The sequence below is a fragment of the Corallococcus sp. NCSPR001 genome (assembly GCF_017309135.1).
GTDB lineage: Bacteria > Myxococcota > Myxococcia > Myxococcales > Myxococcaceae > Corallococcus.
In genome coordinates, this window is record NZ_JAFIMS010000002.1 from 7,423,429 (window position 1) to 7,445,545 (window position 22,117).

Sequence of the window (22,117 nt, forward strand, 5' to 3'; positions counted from 1 at the left end):
GACATCCGCGTCCGCGGGGCGCCTCCACGCGCGTGCCGGTTCTGGCACGTTCCATCCCGTCACGGGCGGCGTCATGCGGCTCCTCGCCGCGCAAGCACTGGAAGTGACAGGGGTTTCGGCGTCCTCCGCGCCCTGGCGCAAGGGTTGCTCAAGGTGCGCACGTCGCGCCGGAAAGGACCGGCGCGCGTGACCCCGAGTGCCCTCGCATGTATCGCGCACCCCCGTGGAAGCAGTCGCTCCGTTCCCTTCTCATCGCGCCGCTCGTGGCGGGGCTCGTCCCTGGCTGTGATGCCGGCGAAGCCCCTCCGGCGCCAGCCCCTCCTGCCCGGGCCCGGGCCACTCCGCTCATGGCGGTCCCCACGCCCAAGCAGATCATCCTGGAGCCGGAGGCGGACACGTACGTCCGGGCCGCCAGCCCGGGGGTGAACTACGGCACCGCGCAGAACCTCATCGTCGACTCCGCCAAGGCCGAGACCTACCTGCGCTTCAACCTGAGCGGCATCCCGGCGGGTTCGCACATCGCCTCGGTCGTGATGCAGACCCTGTCCTATGACGGCTCCTCCGCGGGCGGTGACGGCAGCGTCTATGCGCACCTGGTGCCGGACGACACCTGGAGCGAGACGGGCATGACCTGGAACAACCGGCCCGCCGTGAGCGGCGACAGGCTGGGCTCCTGGTGGCTCTGGAACCCCAACACCACGCCCAAACCCTTGCAGGTCGGCGCCAACTTCAGCCCGAAGCTGAAGGCGCCCGTGCAGCAGGCGCTGGACTCGGATGGGCTCATCTCCTTCCGGCTGATGTCCCCGGGCTACCACACGGTGTACCGCTCGCGTGAACACGGCGTCGCGAGCGAGCGGCCCCGGCTCATCATCAACTACTTCGAGCCCGGGGATCCGCAGGTGACCATGGATCTCCAGGTCGTGGCGCTCTACCCGCAGGCGGACGCGCAGGTCCTGTCGGGCAGCCCCACCACCAACTACGGCAGGAGCGGGGGGATGACCGTCGACCGGACGGCGGCGGAGTCCTTCCTGCGCTTCGGTCTGGGCAGCGTCCCGGAGAACGCGCAGGTGGTCGCCGTCTCCCTGGTGGCCACGTCCAATGACGGCTACGCGTATGACAACGCGGACGGCAACGTCTACACGCGGCTGGTCTCCGACGACGCCTGGAGCGAGACCGGCATCACCTGGAACAACAAGCCCGCCGCCTCCACGGACGACCTGGGCTCCTGGCTGCTGTGGAACCGCGATGGCCAGTACACGACCCAGGTGGGCATCAACTCGAGCCCGAAGCTCGTGGCGCCCGTGCAGGAGGCGCTGGAGTCGGACGGGATGATCTCCCTGCGGCTGGATTCGCCCGGGTACCGGACGAACTATCACTCGCGCGAGTACTCGAACACCTCGGCCCGCTGGCCCCAGTTGATCGTCTCCTACTTCGTGCCGCCCCCCTGCCCCACGCCCGTCGCCTCCGCGCCCACGCAGGTGGTCCTGGAGCCGGAGGCGGACACGTACGTCTGGTCTTTGAGCCCGACCACGAACTACGGCGCCAACCAGAACCTGTGGGTCGACTCCGGCAAGGGTGAGACCTACCTGCGCTTCAACCTGGGCGGCATCCCGGCGGGCTCGCACATCGCCTCGGTCCGCCTGGAGGCCCTGGCCTATGACGGCTCCTCCGCGGGCGGCGACGGCAGCGTCTACGCGCACCTGGTGCCGGATGACACGTGGAGCGAGACGGGCATGACCTGGAACAACCGGCCCCCCGTGACGGGGAGCGACCTGGGCTCCTGGTGGCTGTGGAACAGCAACAGCTCTCCGAAGCCCCTGCAGCTGGGCGTCAACGCCGATGCGAAGCTGAAGGCGCCCGTGCAGCAGGCGCTGGACTCGGATGGGCTCATCTCCTTCCGGCTGAGGTCCCCGGGCTACCACACGGTGTACCGCTCGCGGGAGTACGGCGTCGCCAGCGAGCGGCCGCGGCTGGTCGTCAGCTACTTCGAACCGGGCGACCCGCAGGTGACCACCCACCTGGAGGCGGCCTCCTTCTTCCCGGTGGCGGACGCGTCTGTCTGGATGAGCAACCCGAACGCGAACGCGGGCGCGTCCATGGCCCTGACCGTGGACCGGGACGACGCGGAGACCTTCCTGCGCTTCAACCTCGCGGCCCTCCCGCCCACCGCCCAGGTGGCCTCCGTCGTCCTGGTGACCACGGCCACGGGCAGCAGCGACGTCACGGCGGGCGCGGACGGCAACGTCTACATGCGCTGGGTTCGCAACAACACGTGGAGCGAGGCGGGCCTCACCTGGAACACCAAGCCCTCCGTCTTCAGCTGCGAGCTGGGCTCCTGGCAGCTCCCGGCCCGGCCCGCGCCGTACACCACGCAGGCGGGCATCAACGCGAGCCCGCTGCTGGTGCCGGTGGTGCAGGAGGTCCTGTCCATGGACGGGCTGCTCTCCTTGCGGCTCGACTCCCCGGGGAGCCGCTCGGTGTACGACTCGCGCGAGTACTCGAACACCTCGGCCCGCTGGCCGCGGCTGATTGTCTATTACACCCTCCCCACGGCCACGCCGTGAGGTGAGGACCGCCGGCTGCCACGGTCCATCCCTGGCAGCCGGCTCACGGAGGTGACACGGCCACGCGCTGCCCCACGGCGCCGAACTCCAGGTGGGTCACCTTCGCGCGGGGCGGCCCCAGCGCGGGCAGGATGAACCACGCCGCGCCCACCAGGGCCTGGGGCCTGCGCAGCGTCGCTCCGGGCTCCAACACGCGCTCCACGATGCCGTCCGGGCCGTGGAAGGTGACCCGCAGCGGCTGGGGCAGGCCGAGCGCCCGGACATAGAAGGCGTAGCGCTCCAGGCCGTGGCCCAGCTTCCGGGACGCGAAGCCGAGCACCTCCAGGTTCCCCTGCCGCACGGACAAGGGCGTGATGCCATCAGGCAGGGGCGCGGGCTGGGGCAGCGGCGCATCCAGGTCGTAGGCGCGCAGCGCGGCCTGGGGCGGCACTCCCGGCACGGGCGCGTAGCGCTCCGCGAGCGGGGAGACGAGATAGGGGTGATACCCGCGCTCGTGCGCGAGGGCCACGTCCGGAGCCCGCCGGTACGTCATGCGCCCGCTCCAGAACATGAGGTTCAGGTTCTCGAAGTTGAGCGGCGCATCCGAGTCCAGCGCGGCGAAGACGACGCTGCGCTCCGGCGTGTTCCGGGACAGCGCCAGCCCCACCTCGCGCGAATGGCTGACGTACAGCTCTTCAAGGTGCTCCTTCTCGTAGCGCGCCTTCTCCACCGGCAGCGTGACGGCCAGGTGCCACGCGAGCACGCCCGACGCCACGAGCCCCAGCGCGCCCGTCATCCACGCGGGCCGGCGCGCCAGCCGCCACACCACGGCGGTGAACGCCCCCGCGAAGAAGGCCATCACCAGCCCTTCGGCGAGCCCCGGGAGCGTCCGCGTCTGGCCCCAGGACGCGGGGAGCGACTCGCGCATCCGCGTCAGCGCGGGCAGGTGCTCCATGGCCAGCGGCGTGCCGAGCGCCGCCAGGAGCAGCGCCGCGAGCGTCGGATGGCGCCACGCGTCCGAGCCCGCGATGGCCAGCGCGGCCAGCACCGCGGGCACCGCGCCCCAGGCGATGGCCGGGACCTTCACCGTGCCCAGCGACAGGACGAGCCACGTCGCCCCCACCCACAGGGCGAGCCCCACCGTCTCCAGGTCCCGCTTGCGCACGGCGCGCACCAGCAGCCAGCAGAAGGCGGCCAGGGGCAGCACGTTCGGGAGCGGCTGGAGGCTCGTGCGGTTGACCTCGTTGAGGACGGCGTCCAGCGGGCGGCGCCAGGGCCCCACGTCCACGGAGGGGTCAGGGAAGAGGTGCGCGCGCGTGACGCGCGACTCCAGGTCGTGCAGCTCCGGCCAGCGCCACGCGGAGTAGAGGCTCCACGGCGCCGCCACCACGAAGGCCGCGGCCCCCATGGCCACCACCGTGGCGAGCCTGGGGCCCGGACAGAAGCGCAGCCGGCCCAGCAGCCACAGCGTCGCGGCCACGCCCAGCGGCGTCAGCGCGAGCCCCGTCTTGCAGAGGAAGCCCAGCCCCACCACGGCTCCCGCCGCGAGCCCCCACTTCCAGGAGCGCTCCCGCGTGGCGTGGAAGAGCAGCGCCACCGCCACGGCGTTGCAGCCCGCCAGCGTGCAGTCCGTCACGTCCCCGAAGAAGCGCCCCTGCACCAGCTGCCAACCGAAGGGCAGCGCCAGGAACCCCACCGCCGCCAGCGTGGCCCACGCCCGCCCCGCGGGCCGCCGGGCGATGAGGTAGATGGCGGCCCCCGCGGCCAGGTGGCCCAGCAGCGAGGCCAGCCGCAGCGCGAGCGGCGTCACCCCCACCACGTGCATCATCAGCGCCCCGAACCAGAAGGGGCCCGTGGGCTTGTGCATCCAGACGTTCGCGGCCCACCAGTGCCGGATGTCGCTCGGGTAGAGCGGGTCCTTGTAGAGGTGCGGCGTGAAGAAGGTGTCGTGCGTGCCGCGCGTGGCGGCCTGATGCATCGCCTCGTCCCAGTTGTAGATGGCGGGATGGGCCAGATGCGGCGCCAGCTGCGCGAGCCCCCAGACGACGAGCGCCACGAGGAGCAGGCCGTCGAGCCGCGTCCGGTGCGGGTCAGGGGCGAGGTGGGGCTGGAGGGGGGCGCTCATCGGAAATGGAGGGCAATTCACCACCCACGCCCTGGGACCGCAACTCGAGCGCGCGCAGGTGACCGCCAGGCCCACGGCGCCACCCACGCGAGGTGGCGCCGGGACCGGAAGGGCTAGGAGCGCCTGGAGGATGCCAGGCAGCCCAACGTCACGCCCGCCATGAGCGACGCGTACCCCACCAGGGGCCACGCCGTATCACCGTCGAGCAGGACGACCATCAGGGTCCCCACGACGCCGACGATGAGGCTCTGGATGCAGAAGTAGAGCGCGACCGCTGTCCCCGCCACGGCGCCAAAGGCCTGGAGCGCGCCATTGGCGGTGACGGAGGCGGCGAAGACAATCCCCGCGGCGATGACCCACATGGGCGCGACGAACGTCCAGAAGGACGGCGTCGTGAGGAGCTGCCCGGCGGTGAGCAGCACCGCGCCCAGCAGCAACAGGAGCATGCCCCGGGCAAGGCTTCCCGCCAGCCCCCAGCGGGCCACGAAGTGCTTCGCGAAGCGCGTCGTCACCATCATGGCCAGCGCGGCGGTGGCGAAGGCCAGGCTGAAGGACAGCTCCGAGAAGCCCGCCTGGCCCATGAGCACCCGGGGCGCCGTGGAGAAGAACACGAAGAAGGAGCCCATCGCCGCGCTGAAGCCCAGCGTGTACGTCCAGAACGCGCCGCTGCGCAGGATGCGCGAGACGGACACCTGCTGACGGGCCACGCCAGAGGCGCGCGTCTCAGGCCACCGTGACAGGGCCTGGAGCAACGCCGCCGTCGCCAGGACGCCGAGCGTGACGAAGAGGGCCCGCCACCCGAAGTGCCTCGCGAGCAGGGCCCCGGCGATGGGGCCCAAGGCCGGGACGAAGGCCAGCATGGCGCTGAACAGGCTGTAGATGACCGCGCCCTCGGGCCGCTCCGCATAGACGTCCCGGACGGTGGCGAACGTGGCGACGAGCGCCGCGGAGGCCCCCACGGCCTGCAGGAGCCGGAGCCCGACGAACACCGCGGAATCGGAGGTGCTGGCGAGCAGGAAGGAGGTGGTCGCGAAGGCCCACGCGCCCCCCAGCAACACGCGGCGCCGGCCGATGCGGTCCGAGAGCGGACCGAACACCAGCTGCCCGGCCCCGAGCATGGCCATGTAGAGGCTCAGCGTGAGCTGGATGATGGAGGCAGAGGTCCCGAGGACTCCGGTCATGGCCGGAACCACGGGGAGGTAGATGTCCATGGCCAGCGAGGCCAGGAGGTCGAAGGGGGCCATCAGCAACAGCGCTGCTGGCACGGAGAGATTCCACGACAGGGCTTTGGGGTCAGACATGAAGGCATCCGCGCAAATGAGGAACATCTGGCGGCGATCTGCCTCTCCACGGGGACCGGGATGAGCTGGGGCAGAGGGCCGCGGCAACGGTGGACGTGTCGCCGCGGCTCACTCATCTGCGGAACTGGGGTCTCCCATCCGGTGGGCTCCTGGGGGGGGCAGGTCCGGGCGGGACGAAAACACCAGCCCCTTCCTGACAAGGCCCGCGAAGATGAGAGGGCCCTCCCCTGTTCAGCCCTGCGACGCGCGATATGCCGGGAAGAAGCCGGTGTCTTCGCGGCCCGCGGAGAGGCGTGCGTACACCGAGGGCTCGCAGATGACCTCGTGCGTGTGGAGGCGGGAGCTTGCATTGGAGAAGCTGCGCTTGAACTGCTCCAGGCCGTCCCCTGGCCGCACGCCGCCGCCCAGGTGCAAAGGCAATCCCAGGCGGATGCTGAGCTCCACCATGGCCTCGAAGATGGTGTTCTTGGCGGGAGAGCGCGACAGGTGCGCGTTCGCCGTCCCGCCCAGGTAGTAGTGCAGCACGCCGTCGCTGGCGACCGCGATCCCCGAGGAGGCGATGCCGCCGTCCGGCGCACGCGTCGTCACGAGCCAGGCCATGGAAGAGGAGAACAGGTCCTCGAAGTACGCGTCGGTGAAGAAGTACCGGGCGTGCGCTTCGTCACGGACCATGGTCTGCCGGTAGACGTCCTTGAACCCCTCGCGCGCCTCGTGCGAGGCCTCGCGCACCGGGACACAGGTGCTCACGTAGCCCAGCCGCGTGTTGCGCCGCATCTGCCGGCGGGCCTCCGCCTGGAACTCGATGGGGCTTCGGGAGTCGATGAGGAACACCTCGTTGCGGTCCGTCCCGCCCGCGAAGCACCGGGGCCCCACGACGCGGTCGCGCACGAAGAGGCTGACCAGCCCGATGCCGGTCCAATCCACGTCATCCTTCGAGACCTCGCTCAAGCCATCCAGCCGCCCGCCGGGATAGCCATAGGGGGAGATGGCGTCGAAGTAGGGCGTTCCCTCGATGGGCCGCACGAGGAGCGGCATCCGCTGCGCGCTCCCGTCGCCGGCCTCGATGACCAGCGTATGCGTCACCCCTTCGGCCCGCAGGTGGTGCGCGGAGCGGAAGTAGTCCTCCGACAGGGCGGACCTCCCCGCGTCAGGCACCAGGACGGCGCGGCAGGGCTTCCGGCTCGGAGAGGTCAATCTCAAGGCCTCGGTGTGGTTCATTCGAGCGCATCCTTTCCATGAGCGATGCAAGGCCGCCGTCCCTGCTCCAGCGTGGGGCTCGGAGGCCCTCAGGCGGGGTGTGACGGGATCGCCGCCCGGGTAACGGCCTTCCGCCGCCACTGACGGAAGACACGCAACGCGGGCTGCTCAACCCCATAGGTGATGACAATGGCCAGCACGAACCCGGCCGTCATCGCGACCGCGATGGCGGCCTCCGGGCGCCAGGCCGCGGCCTCGAGCCGCCGGATGATGACGTAACCGATGTTCTGGTGGACCAGGTAGAACGCGTAGGAGATGGCCCCCATGAAGAGCAGCGGGCGCCAGGTGAGCCACCGCAGCCAGCCCCGAGCCAACGCCTGGGAGATGCCCAGCACCACCGGGAACACGTACGCGGGGGCCTCGCTCCCCACGAGTACCTCGTGCGCGAAGCTGACCGCCACGAGCACCAGCGCGGACGGCCAGGAGACCTCGCCGCGGCTCTGCTTGAAGGCCAGCACGCCCAGCGCGAAGTACTGAAGATGGGGCCGGCTGGCCAGCCGTGCCAGGAAGGTCATGCCCGCGGCCTGGGCGGCCAGCTCCGCCAGGGTCTGCAGCACGACGAGCACGATGAAGAGGGGGATGATCCTGGGCAGCGTCCGCGTGTACGCGAGCACGAACATCAACAGGTAGAACGACAGCTCGATGGTCAGCGTCCAGTACACGGTGTCCACGTGGGGGACGCGAAGGAGCTCATGAAACATGGTCAGGTTGACCAGGGCCGTCTGGAGGCTGAACTCGCGCTCCGGCAGCCCGAACAGCGTCACCACCGTGAAGGTGAGCGCGACCGCCGTCCAATAGGACGGGTAGAGCCGGGCCGCGCGGCTCCACACGAAGTCCCGGGCCCGCTCGACACGCTCCAGCGACATCAAAATGACGAAGCCGCTGATGGCGAAGAAGAGCTGGACCCCGTACTTCCCGAAGCGCATCTCCCAGAGGGGAACCGAGTGCCCGTAGAGGTCGCTGTATTCCGCCGTGAAGTGATACAGCGCGACCGCCAGCGCCGCGAAGCCCCGGAGCGCGTCCAGTTCCACCAGGCGCGGCGGGTTCGCCTCTGCGGTGGCGGCAATGCGTGTCATCCGGATTCACCCCTCCTGAACCTCTCCGATTCAGACCTCGGAGCGAGTCGAACGGTAGGTGGCTTCCAGCGTTCTCACCATGCGCCCCTGGGTCACTGCCATGTGTCACGTCTTCCGCATGCGCCGGCCCTCCCGGCGGAGGGTGGGCATGCGACATGCCCGCTCAGTTCGGGGGCGCGCGGTAGGCCGGAAAGAAGTCGCTGCCGGTGCGGCCTTCCGCCAGGCGCGCATACACCGCCGGGTCGCAGATCAGCTCATGGGTGTGGAGGCGGGAGCTCGCATTGGACAGGCTTCGTTTGAATTGCTCGAGGCTGTCCCCCGGCCGGATGCCTCCGCCCAGATGGAGCGTCACGCCGAGTTGCGAGCAGAGCTCCACCAGCGTGCCAAAGACATTCTTGGCGGGCGAGCGCGACAGGTGCGCGTCCGCCGTTCCGCCCAGGTAGTAGTGCAGCATGCCGTCGCTGCTGACGCACAGCGCGGCGGAGGCCACGCCCCCCCCCGGTGCATGCGTCGTCACCAGCCAGGCCCACGGCGACAAGAACAGCTGCTCGAAATAGGCATCGGAGAAGAAGTAGCGGGGGCTCGCGCCTTCGCGGACCATGGTCTGCCGGTAGGCCGCCTGAAACCCCTCCCGCTCCTCGCGCGGCGCCGCGCGCGCCTCACGCGCGATGCTCGCGAAGCCCAGCCGGAGGTTGCGCCGGATGTGCCGGTAATGCATCTCCCGGAACTCGACCGGCAGGCGCGGGTTGATGAAGAACACCTCATTGCGGTCCGTCCCGCCCGCGAAGCACCGGGGCCCCGCGACGCGGTCGCGCACGAAGATGCTGACGAGCCCCGTCCCCGTCCAATCCACCGACTCCTTCGGCACCTCCTGGAGCCCGTGCAGCGCGCCGCCGGGAAAGCCATAGGGGGAGATGGCATCGTGGTAGGGCGTTCCCTCGATGGGCCGCACGATGAGGGGCACCTGCTGCGCGTTCCCCCGGTCGTCCCTGATGAGCAGGGTGTGCGTCACCCCTTCGGCTCGCAGATGATGCGCGGAGCGGAAGTAGTCCTCCGACAGAGCCAAGGCCCCCTGATCAGGCACGAGCACCGCGCTCGTTCGCATCATCCGCATGGCTGCGCCCCCGCCACCAGTGTCATCACGAATGTATTTCATTTTGTTACTGGCTTTCGCGTTGCACGGTACCCTGTCAGTCCTTGCGCTGGAGCCGCCCGCCGGGGCATCCCCGATGTTGGAATCCGGGCGGTGAGGCGCCGTGGCCTCGCCCTGGCATCGCGGTGTCCGGGCGCACCGGTGGGCGTGCCGCGCCGGGCCGGCTGCTAGGCTCGACGGCGACCTCTCCGGGAACTCCCAACCGATGAAGCGCGTCCTCCTCGTCCTGCTGGTCCTCGTCCTGCTGCTGGTGGGCGTCCTCGTCGTCCGCACGCTGCGCTTCGCGTCACGGCAGGTGGCCGCCGAGCCCGCCGAGCCCTTCGCGGTGGATGCCGCCGCGGCCGCGGGCCGCCTCGCGGAGGCGCTGCGCCACCGCACCATCGCCGCCTCCGACGGCATGGGCGCGGAGGACGCCGCCTTCCAGGCGCTGCACGCCGGGTTCGTCGCCCGGTTTCCCCGCGTGCACGCGGAGCTCGCGCACGAGGCCGTGGGCGCGCATGCGCACCTCTACACGTGGAAGGGTTCGGAGCCCGGCCTGCGGCCCGTCCTGCTGATGGGCCACCTGGATGTGGTGCCCGCGGAGGTGGAGGCCACCTGGAGCCACCCGCCCTTCGAGGGCGTCGTGGCGGATGGCTACGTGTACGGGCGCGGGGCGCTGGACGACAAGGGCAGCGTGATGGCCATCCTCGAGGCCGTGGAGGGCCTGCTCGCCGAGGGCTACCGCCCCCGCCGCACGGTGATGCTCGCGTTCGGCGAGGACGAGGAGGTGGGCGGGCATGACGGGGCGGCCCGAGTGGCCGCGCTGCTGCGCGAGCGGGGCGTGGGCCTGGAGTCGGTGCTGGACGAGGGTGGCCCCATTGGCGTCGGGCTCGTGCCCGGCGTGGCCGCGCCGGTGGCGCTGGTGGGCGTGGCGGAGAAGGGCTCGGCGCGCGTGGAGCTGGTGGTGCGCAGCGCGGGCGGACACGCGTCCATGCCGCCCCCGCGGACGGCCGCGAACACCCTGGCCCGGGCGCTGGTGCGGCTGGAGGAGCACCCGTTCAAGCCCGAGCTGCGCGGCGGGACGCGGGCGCTCTTCGAGTACGTGGGGCCGGAGATGGGCTTTGGCATGCGCCTGCTCTTCGCCAACACCTGGCTCTTCGCGCCGCTCATCGAGCGGCAGATGGCCGGGGCCCCTTCCACGAACGCCAGCATCCGCACCACCTTCGCGGCCACCATGCTCGAAGGCAGCCCCAAGCCCAACGTGCTGCCCTCGCAGGCGCGCGCGGTGCTCAACGTCCGCCTGCTGCCGGGCGACAGCCTGGAGGACGTGCGCACCCACGTGCGCGACGCGGTGGATGACGCGCGCGTGGAGCTGACCGCCGAGGGCGACGAGGCCTCGCCGGTGTCCCGCCTGGACACGGAGGGCTGGGCGCGGTTGCAGCGCAGCATCCGGCAGGTGTTCCCGGACGTGCTGGTGGCGCCCTTCCTCACCGTGGCGGCCACGGACGCGCGCTACTTCCATTCCCTGAGCGACAGCGTCTACCGCTTCGTCCCGGTGCGGATGACGCGCGAGGACCTCCCCCGGATGCACGGCCGCGACGAGCGGCTCTCCGTGGAGGAGCACGCCGCCGCCATCCGCTTCTACGCGCAGTACCTGCGCAACAGCACGCGCTAGCCCGCGACGGTGCGCAGCAGCTCATCGAGGCGGGTGAGGACGACGGTGGGCCCGCGCGAGCGCAGCAACTCCTCCGTCGCGTAGCCCCAGGTCACCGCGGCGGTGGCGATGCCCTCGGCCGCGGCGGCATCGATGTCGCGCACCTCGTCGCCCACGGAGAGGGCCTCGCCGGGGCGCACGCCCGCGGCCTTCAGCACCTTCCGGAACTTCGCCCGCTTGCCGAAGAGGCCCGCGCCGCAGGCGTAGTGGCGGATGCGCGCGGCCGCCACCGGCCCCAGCACGCGCCGCACGTTCTGCTCCGCGTTGGAGCTCACCACGGCCAGGATGAGGCCCCGCGCCTCCAGCTGCTCCAGCATCGCCTCCACGCCCGGGAAGGTCGGGATGCGGTGCGCGTCACGCGCGACGAGCTTGCGCATGTGGGAAGCGATGAAGGGCATCTTCCACAGGGGCACGCCGAGCCGCGCGATGATGGCCCGCGTGTCCTGTCCGCGCAGCGACTCCAGCTCCTCCGCGCTGACGGCGCGAAAGCCATAGCGCAGGGCCACGTCGTTGAAGACGCCGCGAAACCAGCCCGCGCTGTCCGCGAGCGTCCCGTCGAAGTCGAAGATGATCAGCCGGTATCCCATGGAGGCCTCAGCTCAGTGTCCCGCAGTCGGCGATGCGCTGGACCCGGAGCGCGGCCAGCCGTGCCAGCGGCGCCGCCACCTCCGGTCCCTCCAGCAGGGCCACCGCGCGGGCCACGGCGTCCAGGGTGGACATGCCGGCGGGGTGCGAGGGCTCGCGAAGCATGAGCAGGCCCGGCTCCGGCGGAGGCAGCACCAGCCGGGGCAGCGTCCGCAGCTCGGGGAGCCGCTGGGTCATCCTCCGCGCCTGCGACCAGTTCGCGTCCAGCACCACCACCTGCCTGGGAGGAGGCGCGTCCGGCGGCGCGGTGGGGCCGTCCGGGAAGAGCAGCCAGGTCCCCGGCTCGGAGAGGACCTCCATGTCGAAGGTCCCCGCCATCGAGCCGTGGATGAGCAGCTTCGCGTTCGCGAGCGCGAGCGCGGCCACGCCTCCGGTGTTGCTCCGCTTCGACACCTCCATCACATGCTGGAGGAAGACGAAGCGGGTCCGGGTCTCCACCCGGGGAACCTCCGTGCACAGGCACAGGTGTTTCGCCAGGTTGCAACGCGAACAGCGGGGTGGACGGGCAGCACGGGGAGGCATCCTCCCGTCATCCTGTGCCGGTCCCCGCGCCAAGAGAAGGACTCGTTGCCGGGCTGGCGGCCACCGGGCCCACGGCAGGCGGCACGGTGGCCGGGCCCTGCTTCCCGCGCCGCGCCAGCTCCCTCGCACCCAGGAAGCCCTTGGTGAGCACCGAAAAGATGAAGATGCGGACGACGAGCCGCGACATATCGGACAGCCCCAGCCCCTCCGGCGTCGTCATCTTCGCGAAGGTCGTGGTGAGGGTGTCGACGGCGAAGAGCAGGATGGCCACCAGCGGTGCCACGCGCGAGCGCCTGAACATGAAGAAGCCCAGGACGGCCAGGAAGGCTCCGAACAGGACGTTGGCCAGGGTCTCCGGAAGCTGCTTCGCCGGCTTGTTCGTCACGACGAACAAGACCATCGCGGACGCCGTGGTGAAGGCCGCCATCCCGTAGAGCATGTACGTCGCGGAGCGCGCCTGCGGGATGGGATCCGACGCGCTGTCAGGCAGCGGTACGCCGTTGAGCATCACCCGCAGCTCCGTCGCGAGGACATGGACGAGCTGCACATGCAGCACGTTCCCGTCCGGGAGCTTGAACTCCACCCCCTGCTCCAGTCGCAGCGGGTCCTCCACCGAACCCACCGGCTGATCATTCAGCTCAATCTGAAGGTTCCGCCAGCCTTCGCCCCAGAACAACTCCAGGTTCCGGGGGCCACCCTCTTCCAATGCCAGCTTCAACACGCCCATCGAAGAACTCCCGCACCGGCTCAGAGGTGGTTGTACAGCCCCAGGAGGAGAAGGAAGAGCATCACCACGTGGAACCACCCCATGTTGCGTGCAATCACCGCGGGCTCGTGCCCGGACACGGGGGCCTGGCCTGCTTCAATGGCGTTGAGTTCCTTCTGCCCCAACACCAGTCCGATGATGCCTGGGGCGAAGCCGCAGAAGCCCACGGTGGCGAACACCAGGGCCAGAACCGCGCGTGCGGAGGGCTTCTCACGCCTGCTCAATTCCAGGCAAGCAGGACACAACCCGCGCTTGCGGCAGCCGGCACAGATGAAGGTCCCGCACCGGGTGCACGTTCCTTCCGCGAGTGTTTCGGGATGTCTGGGACAGAGCGCCGCGGAGACTTCGTCCATCCCAGACATCTATCACTTTCACGTGAGGTTCGTCACTTCGCCCGGGCGGAGCGAGCGAAGGCCTCGCGGGCGCGCTCGATCTCCGGCCGGTGCTGCCGCGCCCACATCGCGAGCACGGACACCGGTTCGAGCAGCGTGCGCCCCAGCTTCGTGAGCGCGTAGTCCACGCTCGGCGGCGTCGTGGGGTGCACGGTGCGTATCAGCAGTCCGTCCCGCTCCAGGTTGCGCAGCGTGAGGGTCAGCATGCGCTGGGAGATGCCTTCGATGGCGCGCTTGAGCCCGCTGAAGCGCACGGGGCCTTCACCCAGGTTGACGATGACCATCACGCTCCACTTGTCTCCGACGAGGCTCAGGATTTCGCGCGTCGCGACGCAGTCGTCGTCGTAGCGCCCGGTCATCTTTCCGTACCCTGGTGACTTCAATGTGCCTCCTTGTCCGGCCCGTGCACGGTATGCCAGAGAGAGGTGGTCATCATCCGTAACCAGGCACTCGGAAGTAACCCCGGAGCCACGAATGGATACGCTCTCCCCTCCTGTTGGCGATTCAGCGAAGCCGTCCAGGGCTCTTCATGTGGGCCTGTGGGTCGCCCAGGCGCTGCTGGGCCTCACCTTCGTCGGCTCGGGCATCTGGAAGGCGCTCACGCCCCTGCCGGAGCTCGCCGCGATGATTCCGTGGGCGGGCCAGGTGCCTCCCGCGTTCCTGTATTTCATTGTCCTGGTGGACCTGGCGGGCGGGCTGGGCGTCGTGCTGCCCTCGCTCACGCGGGTGAAACCGGGCCTGACGGTCCTCGCGGCCCTGGGCTGCGCGCTGCTCCAGGTCAGCGCCATCGGCTTCCACTTCTCTCGCGGCGAGGCGGCGAACACGCCCTTCAACTTCTTCCTGGTCGCGCTGTCGCTCTTCGTCTGCTGGGGGCGCTGGAATCGCGCGCCCATCAGGCCCCGGCACGCCTGAGCAGCACCACGCGCGCATCCACGTTGAGGACCTGGGTCCCGCTCGCGAGCGTGATGAGCGGCACGTCCCAATGACAGTGGCCGCAGATGACGAGCAGCCTGCTCCAGGGCTCCACCGCCTCGCGGATGATGGCGTTGCCGCGCAGTCCGGTTCCCGGGGCGTCCGGGCCCTCGTGGAGGACCAGCACCTGGGGCTCCTGGAGCAGCACTTCCTCAATCCGTTCCAGCTGCGCGGACTGCTCGCGACGGTTGAGCTTGCCCGGGCGCCCGATGATGTAGCTCACCCCGCCCACCGGGAGTCCGTCCGGTGCGACGACTCCGCCATCCAGCAATTCCTTCCCGGGTTGGCGGAAGAAGCGCTCGCGCTCCTGGGCACCGCCGAAGGTGTCGTGATTTCCCGCCACGCCGACGACCCAACGGAAGTACCTGGCGAAGGCGGTCCAGACGCTCCGCACGTCTCCAGTGGCGCCCCGTTCATCCGCGGTGTCGTTGGAGAAGAGGTCTCCGGCCAGGATGATGCCGGTGCGGTTCGCGGGAGGGAGGCCGCCCGCCTTGCACATCATCGCCAGCTCGTCGGCCACGACTTCGCCCAGGAGCGCCGCCGCACCGTCCTTCAAGGCATGCGGCGCCATCCCCTGGAGGTCCGAGAGCGCGATGACCGCCTCCAGGTCCCCGGGAAGGGCATCCACCTGGCCACGCAGCAAGGGGAGCCGCTCCGCACGGGTGCCTCCACGGGGCGACGCGTTCAGGTACCACCACTCATGAAGGGGCTTCTCTTCAACCGAAAGAATTCGCATGCGCCCCCGACGCGTCCTCGCCATGGGGCTGACAGGAGCGGGGCCTTCCTGATGGAAAGCCCCGCGCCGTCGCATCACCTCACGTCAGGCCTTGGCGCCCTTCGGGGCCTCGTGCTCGTCGCGGCCGTGCGCGGAGGAGACAGGGCTGGTGGCCTCCACGGCGGAGAAGGTCTCCAGGACCTTGTACGTGTGGCTGGCCCCGCGCGGCACGAGCCAGGAGTCTCCCGGGTTCAAGAGGATGATCTGCCCCTCCAGGTGCAGCTCCGCGCGGCCCTTGAGTACGAAGCCCACGGTCTCGTAGTCGCGCGTGCTGGCGGGCTTGGCCTCGGCGGGCGGCTCGTCCTCCCACAGCCGCATGGCCACACGGACGCCGGATGCGAGGTACTTCTGGCCCATCTCCCCCTTGGGGGAATGGCGGCTCTCGACCTTCTTCACGCTGGTGTCGCCCATGTTCGCCTCTCCTTGGGGGGCGGCGTCCGGCGCCGCGCTCCTCCTGGGAGAAGGTAGGGAAGACCCTGGACCGTGGCGGAACGCGTCGCGATGGCCGCCCGCCTGCCCTGCGTCCAGAAAGACGAAAGCCCAGCCTCCGTTGGGGAGACTGGGCTTCGAGGACTCACCTCAGGGGGTGAGTCGAAGGTTCGGCTCGCTTACGCCGCGCGAACGTTCTGCGCCTGCAGGCCCTTGGGGCCCTTGGTGACTTCGAACTCCACCTTCTGGCCTTCAGCCAGGGTGCGGAAGCCATCCATGTTGATCGCAGTGTGGTGGCAGAAAACGTCTTCGCCATTGTCCTGCGCGATGAAGCCGAAACCCTTCGCGTCGTTGAACCACTTCACGGTACCAGTTGCCATTGTGAGTCTCTTCTCTTTCTCTGCTCTGTACAGGTGAGAGGCTCGCGCCTTCCACCGGTGCTGGAACGAACACCGCCCCGGCACGCCGGGCACTCTACCTACTTCCGGCGCGAACACCACTCCAGAGGGTGGAATCCCGCCGGGAGTCGTCCTACATCCGACACAGCGGCTGTAGTCGAGGCCCGGCGGAAGAACATCCCATGCCCCGCCGGGCATTCCGGACACCCCTCCGCGGGCCTTCACATTTCTTCACCGCCGCCGGGCGTGGGCTTCACACCCGTTTTCTACCTTGAGCTCCGTCAGCAACGACACGGGCCCGCCGGTTCGGCGCTCGCCTGCTTCCTGGAGCCAAGACCATGTTCGGATTCCTCTTCGGTACCGCCTGCCTCGCCGGTCTCTTCGCCACCCTGCGCCGGGGGCGCTACGGCCACCACGCCTACGCCTACGGCCGCGGAGGCCGCCTGGGCATGCGCCCCCGGCTGCGCTGGCTCTTCGAGCGGCTGGAGACGTCTCCCGGCCAGGAGAAGGTCATCGTCAAGGCAGTGGAGAACGTGCGCGAGGCCTTCGCCAAGGTGAAGGACCAGTGGGGCCCCAGCCGCACGTCGCTCGCGGGCTCGCTGCGCGGGGAACACTTCGACGGCGCCATGCTGCGCGAGCTGTTCAGCCGCCACGACGTGGCGCTGGAGACGCTGCGCAACGCCGTGCAGGACGCCCTGTCCCAGGTGCACGAGGCGCTGGAGCCCAACCAGCGCCGCGAGCTCGCGGACATCATCGAGCACGGCTGGGGCCACGGCTGGCGGGGCGAGGGCCACGGCTGGCACGGCCGGCGCTGCGGCGGGTACGGCCGCTGGGGTGGCCGCCCCCACAACGATGACGGCCCCGCGTCCTTCGTCTGAGTCCCCCTGCCCTCTTCCTGGAGATTGCCCATGCGCCACCGTCTGCTCGTCGTCCTCCTCGCCGCGGGTGCCATCGGAGGCTATGCCTCCGGCTTCGCGAGCCTCGCCCGCCACCACCGCTCCCACTGCCACCGGGGAGACTGGGGCGGCCCCGCCTACCGCAACGGGATGCCTCCGTACTGGGACTGGCACGCGCCCAGGCCGCAGGACACCGCCGGCCACGCCGACGCACCGGGAGCGCGTTAGGATTCCCCCCGCCCATGCCCACCCGCGTCCTGCTCATCGATGACGACACCCGGATGTTCGAGTTGCTCGCGGAGTACCTCGGGCAGAACGGCATCACCGTCAGCCACGCGCCCGACGGGGGCCGCGGGCTGGCGGCGCTGGAGGCCAACGCCTACGACGCCGTGCTCCTGGACGTGATGATGCCGGGCATGGACGGCCTGGAGGTGTGCAAGCGCATCCGGGCCAGGAGCCGCATCCCGGTGCTGATGCTCACCGCCAAGGGAGACGAGACGGACCGCGTGGTGGGGCTGGAGCTGGGCGCGGACGACTACCTGCCCAAGCCCTTTGGCCCGCGCGAGCTGCTCGCCCGCCTGCGCGCGGTGCTGCGGCGGGCACAGCCGGCGGCGGTGGCGGACCGGCTTGAATCGAGCGGGGTCTCCATCGACGTGTCCGGGCGCGAGGTGAAGGTGGAGGGGCGCGCGGTGGAGCTGACGGGCCTGGAGTTCGACCTGCTGCTCGCGCTGGTGCGCAGGGCGGGCCGGGTGATTCCCCGCGACGCGCTGCTGGGCGAGGCGGGGCGCAACGACACGGTGGTGAGCGAGCGCACGGTGGACGTGCACATCTCCCACCTGCGCCAGAAGCTGGGGGACGTGGGCACGCGCCTCATCAAGACGGTGCGCGGCGTGGGCTACGTCTTCGCCAAGGAGGGCGCCTGATGGGCTGGCGCCACCACCGCCACCCCTGGCCGCCTTCCGCCGACGAGGAGGCCTGCGGGCCGGAGCTGCGCCGGAGGTTCGGCCGCCACGCCCAGGCCCATGCCCACCGCCGGCGCATGTTCCACCTGGGACGGCTGGGCTCCTACGTGCAGGCGCGGCTGCGGCGGCGGCTGTTCGTCATGTTCGGGCTCACCATCCTGGTGACGGTGTTGGTGGTGTCGTGGGTGATGAACCTGACGGGCGGCAACAGCTGGCGGCAGGAGACGGAGCGCATCCGCTCGTTCGTGGGCCACCAGTTCGCGGCGGTGTGGGACGCGCCCGCCGAGCGCGACGCCCTGATGCGGAGCATCTCCGACGACCTGGACGTGGACGTCACGCTGACGGACCTGTCCGGCGCGGTGGTGGCCCGGGCGGGTTCGCCCTGCTCGAAGCCGGACGCCGTCGTCCCGGTGATGCGGCAGGACACGCAGCTGGGGTCGCTGCAGGCCTGCTATCTGCAAACCCGCTCGCGGGGCCCCTGGCGCGCGGTGCTGCCGCTGGGCATCGCGGTGCTGGTGCTGTGGACGGCGGCGGGCGGCATCTCGTTCAGGCTGGCCCGGCCGGTGGACACGCTGGTGAAGGCCACGCAGGAGCTGGGCGAGGGCCGGCTGGGCGCGCGGGCGAGCCTGGACCACCACGCCACCGGCGAGTTCGCGGTGCTCGCCGAGTCCTTCAACGACATGGCGGCGCGCATCGAGAAGCAGCTGGCGGATCAACGCGAGCTGCTGGCGGCGGTGTCGCACGAGCTGCGCACGCCGCTGGCGCGGCTGCGAGTGCTGACGGAGCTCTTGCGTGACGGCGGGGGCAACCCGCGCACGTTGGACCAGGTGGACCGCGAGGTGGTGGAGCTGGACGCGCTGGTGGGCGAGCTGCTGGCCAGCTCCCGCCTGGACTTCGGGCAGCTCACGCCCAAGGCGCTGGAGGCGGGCGTGCTCGCGGCGCAGGCGCTGGAGCGCGTGGGGCTGTCCGCGACGCTGCTCCAGCCGGAGACGGACGACGTGGCGCTGATGGCGGACGCGACGCTGCTGGGCCGGGCGCTGGTGAACCTGCTGGACAACGCGCGCAAGCACGGCGTGGGCGTGGAGGCGCTGCGCATCCAGGAGCACGGGAAGGAGCACCTGGCCTTCAGCGTGGAGGACCGGGGCCCGGGCCTGCTGCCCGGCGAGGAGCAGCGCATCTTCCAGCCGTTCTACCGGAAGGACCGGGGCGGCGAGGCGCGCGAGGCCGGCTCGCTGGGGTTGGGGCTCGCGCTGGTGCAGCGCATCGCCAAGGCCCACGGCGGTGAGACCTTCGCGGAGAACCGGCCCGCCGGAGGCGCGCGCGTGGGCTTCACGGTGCGCAAGGCAGGGCCTCCAGGGCCGGTCTCGAACGCACACGGGTGAAGGGGCCGCGCGAGCAGCCCCTCCCCCTGGGAACTACTGCTTCGCCTGCGCGTCCGTCGCGGCGAAGGAGAACGTCGCCTCCGCGGGCGCGCCGTCCTTCACGGTGACTTCCGCCGTCTTCGTGCCCAGCGTCTCGTGCCACGCCTCCAGCGTGTACGTGCCCGCGGGCAGGCCCGTCAGCGTGAAGGTGCCGTCCGCGCCCGTGGTGGTGAAGTACGGGTTGGGGTTGCTCACCACGTAGGCCGTCATCCACGGGTGCACGTCGCACTTGAGGCGCAGCACCTCCGCGTCCGTGGGCATCGGCTTCTGCACCGGCGCCCCCGAGGGCGGCTGCGCCACGTTGAACAGGGGCTTCGTGCCCACCACGCCGCGCACGTTGTGCAGCGTGCCGTCGCTGTTCTTGAACATCACCTGCTGACCCGTCACTGCGCCCTGCACGCGCGGCACGTAGGTGCACTTGGACTGGTCCACCACCACCGGCGTGGACGGCGCCGCGGGCGCACCCGCGACCGGCCCCTTCACGCGCACCAGCACGTTCTGGAGCTTGCCGTCCTTCACCAGCACGGCCTCCTCCTTCTCCGGCCGGCCGTCACACGCGGGGTCCGCGCTGGGCGCCAGGTCCGCCATCACCGGCGGCGTGCCGGTGAACGACACCGTGCCCTTCACCACGCCGTTGCCCGCGGGCGCCGCCGGAGCCGCCGCCTCGCCCGTCCCCGCTCCCGCCGTGGGGGCCGGAGGCACGGCCTGCTGCGTGGGGGCCGCAGGAGCAGCGGCGGGGGGCGCGGGCGCCTCCTCCTTCTTGCACGCGGGCAGGGCCAGCAGCCCCGCGACACCGACCATCGACAAGCCAAACAGGCGCAGCTTCATGAGGCGGTCTCCTCTGGAGGATTCTTCGTGAAAGGCACCAGGTAAATCCAACAACACACAGCGAGCGGGCTACTCGCGGCGGCTCACGCTGAACGCGGCCAGCCCCACGAACACCGCCGCGAACGCCAGCAGCGCGGGCACCTCCCACCCCACCGTCGCCCCACCCTGAGAGCCCACCGCCAGCGACGCCTGCGCCCCGTACAGCGCGCGGCGCACGCCCTCCACGGAGAAGCGCATCGGGTTGAGCGTCATCACCCACGACAGCACCGGCCCGGCGCCCTTGACCGGGAACATGGCCCCGGAGAGCACCCACATGGGCAGCATCACCAGGCTCATCACCGCGTGGTAGCCCGCGCTCGACTTCACCCACCAGGCGAGCGCCATCCCCATCCCGGTGAGCGCCAGCGCGGACAGCACCATCACCGCCGCGAGGAGCGCGTAGTCCACCGACTTCACGTCCACGCCCGCCAGCGGCGCGAAGAGCAGGAACAGCGACGCCTGCATCAGCGCGATGCTGGACGACCCCAGCGCCTTGCCCAGCACCACCGCCAGCCGCGAGCCCGGCCCCGCCAGCACCGCCTGGAGGAAGCCCTCCTTGCGGTCCTCGATGACGGTGATGGTGGCGAAGATGGCGCTGAAGAGCACCACCATGGTGACGACGCCCGGGAAGAAGAACTGCTGGTAGCCCAGCCCCTGCGCGCCCTCCACGCGGAACGAACCCGCGAAGCCGGAGCCGATGACGAACCAGAACAGGATGGGCTGCGCCAGCGCGCCCACCACCCGGCTGGGCTGCCGGAAGAAGCGCACCACGTCGCGCGACAGCAGCACCCAGACGGTGGCCCACTGCAACGCCAGCGTCCCCGGCTCCCGGCGGTGGACCCCAGCGGCGGGCGCGGCCTCCGCCGAGGAGGAGGACGGAACAGGCACGGGGATGTCGGCGCTCATCGGCGTTTCCTCGGCGCGGGCGTGGGCGAGGGAGCATCCGCCCCCAGGGCCTTCCCGGTGAGCTGGAGGAACACGTCCGCCAGCGTGGGCCGGCGCAGCGACACGGAGGCGAACCGTCCCGGAGGGAAGGCCTCCACCAGCCGCGGCACCAGCGCGTGTCCCTGCGAAGCCTCCACCTGCACCCGCCCCTCCACCACCGTCGCCCCGAGCCCCAGCCGCTCCGTCACCTGCGCGGCCAGCGCCTCCGGCTCCGGGCCCTCCAGCGTGAGGATGTCGCCGCCCATGCGGGAAGCGAGCGCCCGGGGCGTGTCGCACGCCACCAGCTTCCCGGCGTCCAGCACCGCCAGCCGGTCGCACCCTTCCGCCTCATCCGCGCGGTGGGTGGTGCAGAGCACGGTGACGCCCTCCGCGTCACGTAAACGCTTGAGGTGCGTCCAGAAGGTGCGGAAGGCCGCCTCGTCCAGGCCCTGCGTGGGCTCGTCCATCAGCACCACGCGCGGCTGGTGCACCAGCGCCCGCGCCAGCTCCAGCCGCCGGCGCATGCCGCCCGACCAGGTGCCCACCTTCTCATCGCCCCGGTCCTGCAGGCCGATGAGCGCCAGCATCGTCTCCACGCGCGCCTTCGCGTCCGCGCCCGTGAGGCCGTACAGCCGCGCGCCCAGCAGCAGGTTCTCCCGGGCGGTGAGCAGGTCATCCAGGCTGCTCTTCTGGAAGATGATGCCCATCTGGCGCCGCAGCGCCGGGTCGCTCAGGGACAGCACCTTGCCCGCGAAGTGCACCTGCCCCGCGTCCGGCGCGAGCAGGCCCGCGAGCAGTTGGAAGGTGGTGGACTTGCCGGCGCCGTTGGGCCCCAGCAGCCCCAGGATTTCGCCCGGCTGCACGGACAGCGACAGCCCGTCCACGGCGGTGCGCCCGCCGAAGCGGCGCGTGAGCCCCTCGATGCGCAGGAGCGGCGGGGGCGGGGTCGGAACGGAGGTGTCAGGCATGCGAAGGGCGGCCTCGCACCCGGACGCCGCGA

At 70.8% G+C, this 22,117-nt stretch carries 23 protein-coding genes; 7 read left to right on the top strand and 16 right to left on the bottom strand.

Annotated elements, in window-relative coordinates:
• The first annotated feature begins 206 nt into the window (after nucleotides 1-206).
• Entirely contained in the window at nucleotides 207-2,564 is a 2,358-nt protein-coding gene (locus JYJ93_RS31505; protein WP_206798254.1) for a DNRLRE domain-containing protein, read from the top strand.
• A 43-nt stretch (nucleotides 2,565-2,607) separates the two neighbouring features.
• Here the strand turns inward: JYJ93_RS31505 and JYJ93_RS31510 are convergent, their stop codons facing one another.
• The 5 genes from JYJ93_RS31510 to JYJ93_RS31530 form a co-directional block, all read right to left on the bottom strand.
• Entirely contained in the window at nucleotides 2,608-4,668 is a 2,061-nt protein-coding gene (locus JYJ93_RS31510) for a glycosyltransferase family 39 protein (RefSeq protein ID WP_206798255.1), read from the bottom strand.
• Between the two features lie 113 nt (nucleotides 4,669-4,781).
• Nucleotides 4,782-5,969 (bottom strand): CmlA/FloR family chloramphenicol efflux MFS transporter, encoded by a 1,188-nt coding sequence (cml, locus tag JYJ93_RS31515; protein ID WP_206798256.1) that lies wholly within the window; start codon nucleotides 5,967-5,969, stop codon nucleotides 4,782-4,784.
• 231 nt (nucleotides 5,970-6,200) lie between these two features.
• Nucleotides 6,201-7,187 carry a GNAT family N-acetyltransferase gene (locus JYJ93_RS31520; protein WP_206798257.1) on the bottom strand — a complete coding sequence of 329 codons (987 nt, stop codon included), beginning with the start codon at nucleotides 7,185-7,187 and terminating at the stop codon, nucleotides 6,201-6,203.
• A 68-nt stretch (nucleotides 7,188-7,255) separates the two neighbouring features.
• A complete protein-coding gene (locus tag JYJ93_RS31525) occupies nucleotides 7,256-8,302 on the bottom strand; it encodes an acyltransferase (protein WP_206798258.1) in 1,047 nt (348 codons plus the stop codon).
• A 163-nt stretch (nucleotides 8,303-8,465) separates the two neighbouring features.
• Complete coding sequence (locus tag JYJ93_RS31530; RefSeq protein ID WP_206798259.1) at nucleotides 8,466-9,416, bottom strand: GNAT family N-acetyltransferase; 951 nt, start codon at nucleotides 9,414-9,416, stop codon at nucleotides 8,466-8,468.
• 244 nt (nucleotides 9,417-9,660) lie between these two features.
• On the opposite strand from JYJ93_RS31530, the gene JYJ93_RS31535 reads away from it, so the two are divergent.
• Nucleotides 9,661-11,109, top strand: coding sequence for a M20 family peptidase (locus tag JYJ93_RS31535; protein ID WP_206798260.1), 1,449 nt, complete (start codon nucleotides 9,661-9,663; stop codon nucleotides 11,107-11,109).
• Here JYJ93_RS31535 and JYJ93_RS31540 read toward each other — a convergent pair.
• From JYJ93_RS31540 to JYJ93_RS31560, 5 genes are all read right to left on the bottom strand, one after another.
• A complete protein-coding gene (locus JYJ93_RS31540) occupies nucleotides 11,106-11,735 on the bottom strand; it encodes an HAD hydrolase-like protein (RefSeq protein WP_206798261.1) in 630 nt (209 codons plus the stop codon). The two genes, JYJ93_RS31535 and JYJ93_RS31540, sit on opposite strands and share 4 nt — an antisense overlap.
• Before the next feature lie 7 nt (nucleotides 11,736-11,742).
• Complete coding sequence (locus JYJ93_RS31545; protein WP_206798262.1) at nucleotides 11,743-12,315, bottom strand: tRNA-uridine aminocarboxypropyltransferase; 573 nt, start codon at nucleotides 12,313-12,315, stop codon at nucleotides 11,743-11,745.
• Nucleotides 12,316-12,322: 7 nt separating this feature from the next.
• On the bottom strand, nucleotides 12,323-13,042 hold the full coding sequence (locus tag JYJ93_RS31550) for a hypothetical protein (protein ID WP_206798263.1): 720 nt from the start codon (nucleotides 13,040-13,042) through the stop codon (nucleotides 12,323-12,325).
• A gap of 20 nt (nucleotides 13,043-13,062) precedes the next feature.
• Nucleotides 13,063-13,305, bottom strand: coding sequence for a hypothetical protein (locus tag JYJ93_RS31555; RefSeq protein WP_242543995.1), 243 nt, complete (start codon nucleotides 13,303-13,305; stop codon nucleotides 13,063-13,065).
• Between the two features lie 161 nt (nucleotides 13,306-13,466).
• Complete coding sequence (locus JYJ93_RS31560; protein ID WP_242543996.1) at nucleotides 13,467-13,832, bottom strand: helix-turn-helix domain-containing protein; 366 nt, start codon at nucleotides 13,830-13,832, stop codon at nucleotides 13,467-13,469.
• A 115-nt stretch (nucleotides 13,833-13,947) separates the two neighbouring features.
• On the opposite strand from JYJ93_RS31560, the gene JYJ93_RS31565 reads away from it, so the two are divergent.
• Entirely contained in the window at nucleotides 13,948-14,385 is a 438-nt protein-coding gene (locus tag JYJ93_RS31565) for a DoxX family protein (protein WP_206798266.1), read from the top strand.
• Here JYJ93_RS31565 and JYJ93_RS31570 read toward each other — a convergent pair.
• The 3 genes from JYJ93_RS31570 to JYJ93_RS31580 form a co-directional block, all read right to left on the bottom strand.
• Nucleotides 14,366-15,088 carry a metallophosphoesterase gene (locus tag JYJ93_RS31570; RefSeq protein WP_206798267.1) on the bottom strand — a complete coding sequence of 241 codons (723 nt, stop codon included), beginning with the start codon at nucleotides 15,086-15,088 and terminating at the stop codon, nucleotides 14,366-14,368. The genes JYJ93_RS31565 and JYJ93_RS31570 overlap by 20 nt on opposite strands.
• 177 nt (nucleotides 15,089-15,265) lie before the next feature.
• Nucleotides 15,266-15,631: a cupin domain-containing protein gene (locus tag JYJ93_RS31575; protein ID WP_120549128.1), complete on the bottom strand. Its 366-nt coding sequence runs from the start codon at nucleotides 15,629-15,631 to the stop codon at nucleotides 15,266-15,268.
• 197 nt (nucleotides 15,632-15,828) lie between these two features.
• Nucleotides 15,829-16,029, bottom strand: a complete 201-nt coding sequence (locus tag JYJ93_RS31580; RefSeq protein ID WP_014395088.1) for a cold-shock protein — start codon at nucleotides 16,027-16,029, stop codon at nucleotides 15,829-15,831.
• Between the two features lie 356 nt (nucleotides 16,030-16,385).
• Between JYJ93_RS31580 and JYJ93_RS31585 the strand changes: the two genes are divergently transcribed.
• From JYJ93_RS31585 to JYJ93_RS31600, 4 genes are read left to right on the top strand one after another with little or no spacing between them, the layout of a single operon-like run.
• The gene (locus tag JYJ93_RS31585; RefSeq protein WP_206798268.1) at nucleotides 16,386-16,925 is read left to right on the top strand and encodes a periplasmic heavy metal sensor; all 540 of its coding nucleotides are present in this window, start codon (nucleotides 16,386-16,388) and stop codon (nucleotides 16,923-16,925) included.
• Between the two features lie 30 nt (nucleotides 16,926-16,955).
• Nucleotides 16,956-17,171 carry a hypothetical protein gene (locus JYJ93_RS31590; protein ID WP_206800726.1) on the top strand — a complete coding sequence of 72 codons (216 nt, stop codon included), beginning with the start codon at nucleotides 16,956-16,958 and terminating at the stop codon, nucleotides 17,169-17,171.
• Between the two features lie 14 nt (nucleotides 17,172-17,185).
• Nucleotides 17,186-17,866, top strand: a complete 681-nt coding sequence (locus tag JYJ93_RS31595; protein ID WP_206798269.1) for a response regulator transcription factor — start codon at nucleotides 17,186-17,188, stop codon at nucleotides 17,864-17,866.
• On the top strand, nucleotides 17,866-19,287 hold the full coding sequence (locus JYJ93_RS31600; protein ID WP_206798270.1) for an ATP-binding protein: 1,422 nt from the start codon (nucleotides 17,866-17,868) through the stop codon (nucleotides 19,285-19,287). Before JYJ93_RS31595 ends, JYJ93_RS31600 begins: the two co-directional genes overlap by 1 nt.
• A gap of 33 nt (nucleotides 19,288-19,320) precedes the next feature.
• Here the strand turns inward: JYJ93_RS31600 and JYJ93_RS31605 are convergent, their stop codons facing one another.
• The 3 genes from JYJ93_RS31605 to JYJ93_RS31615 all read right to left on the bottom strand — a co-directional run bounded on the left by JYJ93_RS31605 (nucleotide 19,321) and on the right by JYJ93_RS31615 (nucleotide 22,085).
• Nucleotides 19,321-20,154 carry a carboxypeptidase regulatory-like domain-containing protein gene (locus JYJ93_RS31605; RefSeq protein WP_206798271.1) on the bottom strand — a complete coding sequence of 278 codons (834 nt, stop codon included), beginning with the start codon at nucleotides 20,152-20,154 and terminating at the stop codon, nucleotides 19,321-19,323.
• A 69-nt stretch (nucleotides 20,155-20,223) separates the two neighbouring features.
• Nucleotides 20,224-21,099 carry an ABC transporter permease gene (locus JYJ93_RS31610; protein WP_206798272.1) on the bottom strand — a complete coding sequence of 292 codons (876 nt, stop codon included), beginning with the start codon at nucleotides 21,097-21,099 and terminating at the stop codon, nucleotides 20,224-20,226.
• The gene (locus JYJ93_RS31615; protein ID WP_206798273.1) at nucleotides 21,096-22,085 is read right to left on the bottom strand and encodes an ABC transporter ATP-binding protein; all 990 of its coding nucleotides are present in this window, start codon (nucleotides 22,083-22,085) and stop codon (nucleotides 21,096-21,098) included. Before JYJ93_RS31615 ends, JYJ93_RS31610 begins: the two co-directional genes overlap by 4 nt.
• Nucleotides 22,086-22,117: the final 32 nt, after the last annotated feature.

Coding starts and splice junctions, on each gene's coding strand:
- JYJ93_RS31550 (WP_206798263.1), bottom strand. CDS start 13,042: ATGGGCGTGTTGAAGCTGGCATTGGAAGAGGGTGGCCCCCGGAACCTG.
- JYJ93_RS31535 (WP_206798260.1), top strand. CDS start 9,661: ATGAAGCGCGTCCTCCTCGTCCTGCTGGTCCTCGTCCTGCTGCTGGTG.
- JYJ93_RS31530 (WP_206798259.1), bottom strand. CDS start 9,416: ATGCGGATGATGCGAACGAGCGCGGTGCTCGTGCCTGATCAGGGGGCC.
- JYJ93_RS31600 (WP_206798270.1), top strand. CDS start 17,866: ATGGGCTGGCGCCACCACCGCCACCCCTGGCCGCCTTCCGCCGACGAG.
- JYJ93_RS31505 (WP_206798254.1), top strand. CDS start 207: ATGTATCGCGCACCCCCGTGGAAGCAGTCGCTCCGTTCCCTTCTCATC.
- JYJ93_RS31610 (WP_206798272.1), bottom strand. CDS start 21,099: ATGAGCGCCGACATCCCCGTGCCTGTTCCGTCCTCCTCCTCGGCGGAG.
- JYJ93_RS31525 (WP_206798258.1), bottom strand. CDS start 8,302: ATGACACGCATTGCCGCCACCGCAGAGGCGAACCCGCCGCGCCTGGTG.
- JYJ93_RS31615 (WP_206798273.1), bottom strand. CDS start 22,085: ATGCCTGACACCTCCGTTCCGACCCCGCCCCCGCCGCTCCTGCGCATC.
- JYJ93_RS31575 (WP_120549128.1), bottom strand. CDS start 15,631: ATGGGCGACACCAGCGTGAAGAAGGTCGAGAGCCGCCATTCCCCCAAG.
- JYJ93_RS31580 (WP_014395088.1), bottom strand. CDS start 16,029: ATGGCAACTGGTACCGTGAAGTGGTTCAACGACGCGAAGGGTTTCGGC.
- JYJ93_RS31605 (WP_206798271.1), bottom strand. CDS start 20,154: ATGAAGCTGCGCCTGTTTGGCTTGTCGATGGTCGGTGTCGCGGGGCTG.
- JYJ93_RS31565 (WP_206798266.1), top strand. CDS start 13,948: ATGGATACGCTCTCCCCTCCTGTTGGCGATTCAGCGAAGCCGTCCAGG.
- JYJ93_RS31585 (WP_206798268.1), top strand. CDS start 16,386: ATGTTCGGATTCCTCTTCGGTACCGCCTGCCTCGCCGGTCTCTTCGCC.
- JYJ93_RS31520 (WP_206798257.1), bottom strand. CDS start 7,187: ATGAACCACACCGAGGCCTTGAGATTGACCTCTCCGAGCCGGAAGCCC.
- JYJ93_RS31540 (WP_206798261.1), bottom strand. CDS start 11,735: ATGGGATACCGGCTGATCATCTTCGACTTCGACGGGACGCTCGCGGAC.
- JYJ93_RS31590 (WP_206800726.1), top strand. CDS start 16,956: ATGCGCCACCGTCTGCTCGTCGTCCTCCTCGCCGCGGGTGCCATCGGA.
- JYJ93_RS31510 (WP_206798255.1), bottom strand. CDS start 4,668: ATGAGCGCCCCCCTCCAGCCCCACCTCGCCCCTGACCCGCACCGGACG.
- JYJ93_RS31595 (WP_206798269.1), top strand. CDS start 17,186: ATGCCCACCCGCGTCCTGCTCATCGATGACGACACCCGGATGTTCGAG.
- JYJ93_RS31560 (WP_242543996.1), bottom strand. CDS start 13,832: ATGACCGGGCGCTACGACGACGACTGCGTCGCGACGCGCGAAATCCTG.
- cml (WP_206798256.1), bottom strand. CDS start 5,969: ATGTCTGACCCCAAAGCCCTGTCGTGGAATCTCTCCGTGCCAGCAGCG.
- JYJ93_RS31545 (WP_206798262.1), bottom strand. CDS start 12,315: ATGCCTCCCCGTGCTGCCCGTCCACCCCGCTGTTCGCGTTGCAACCTG.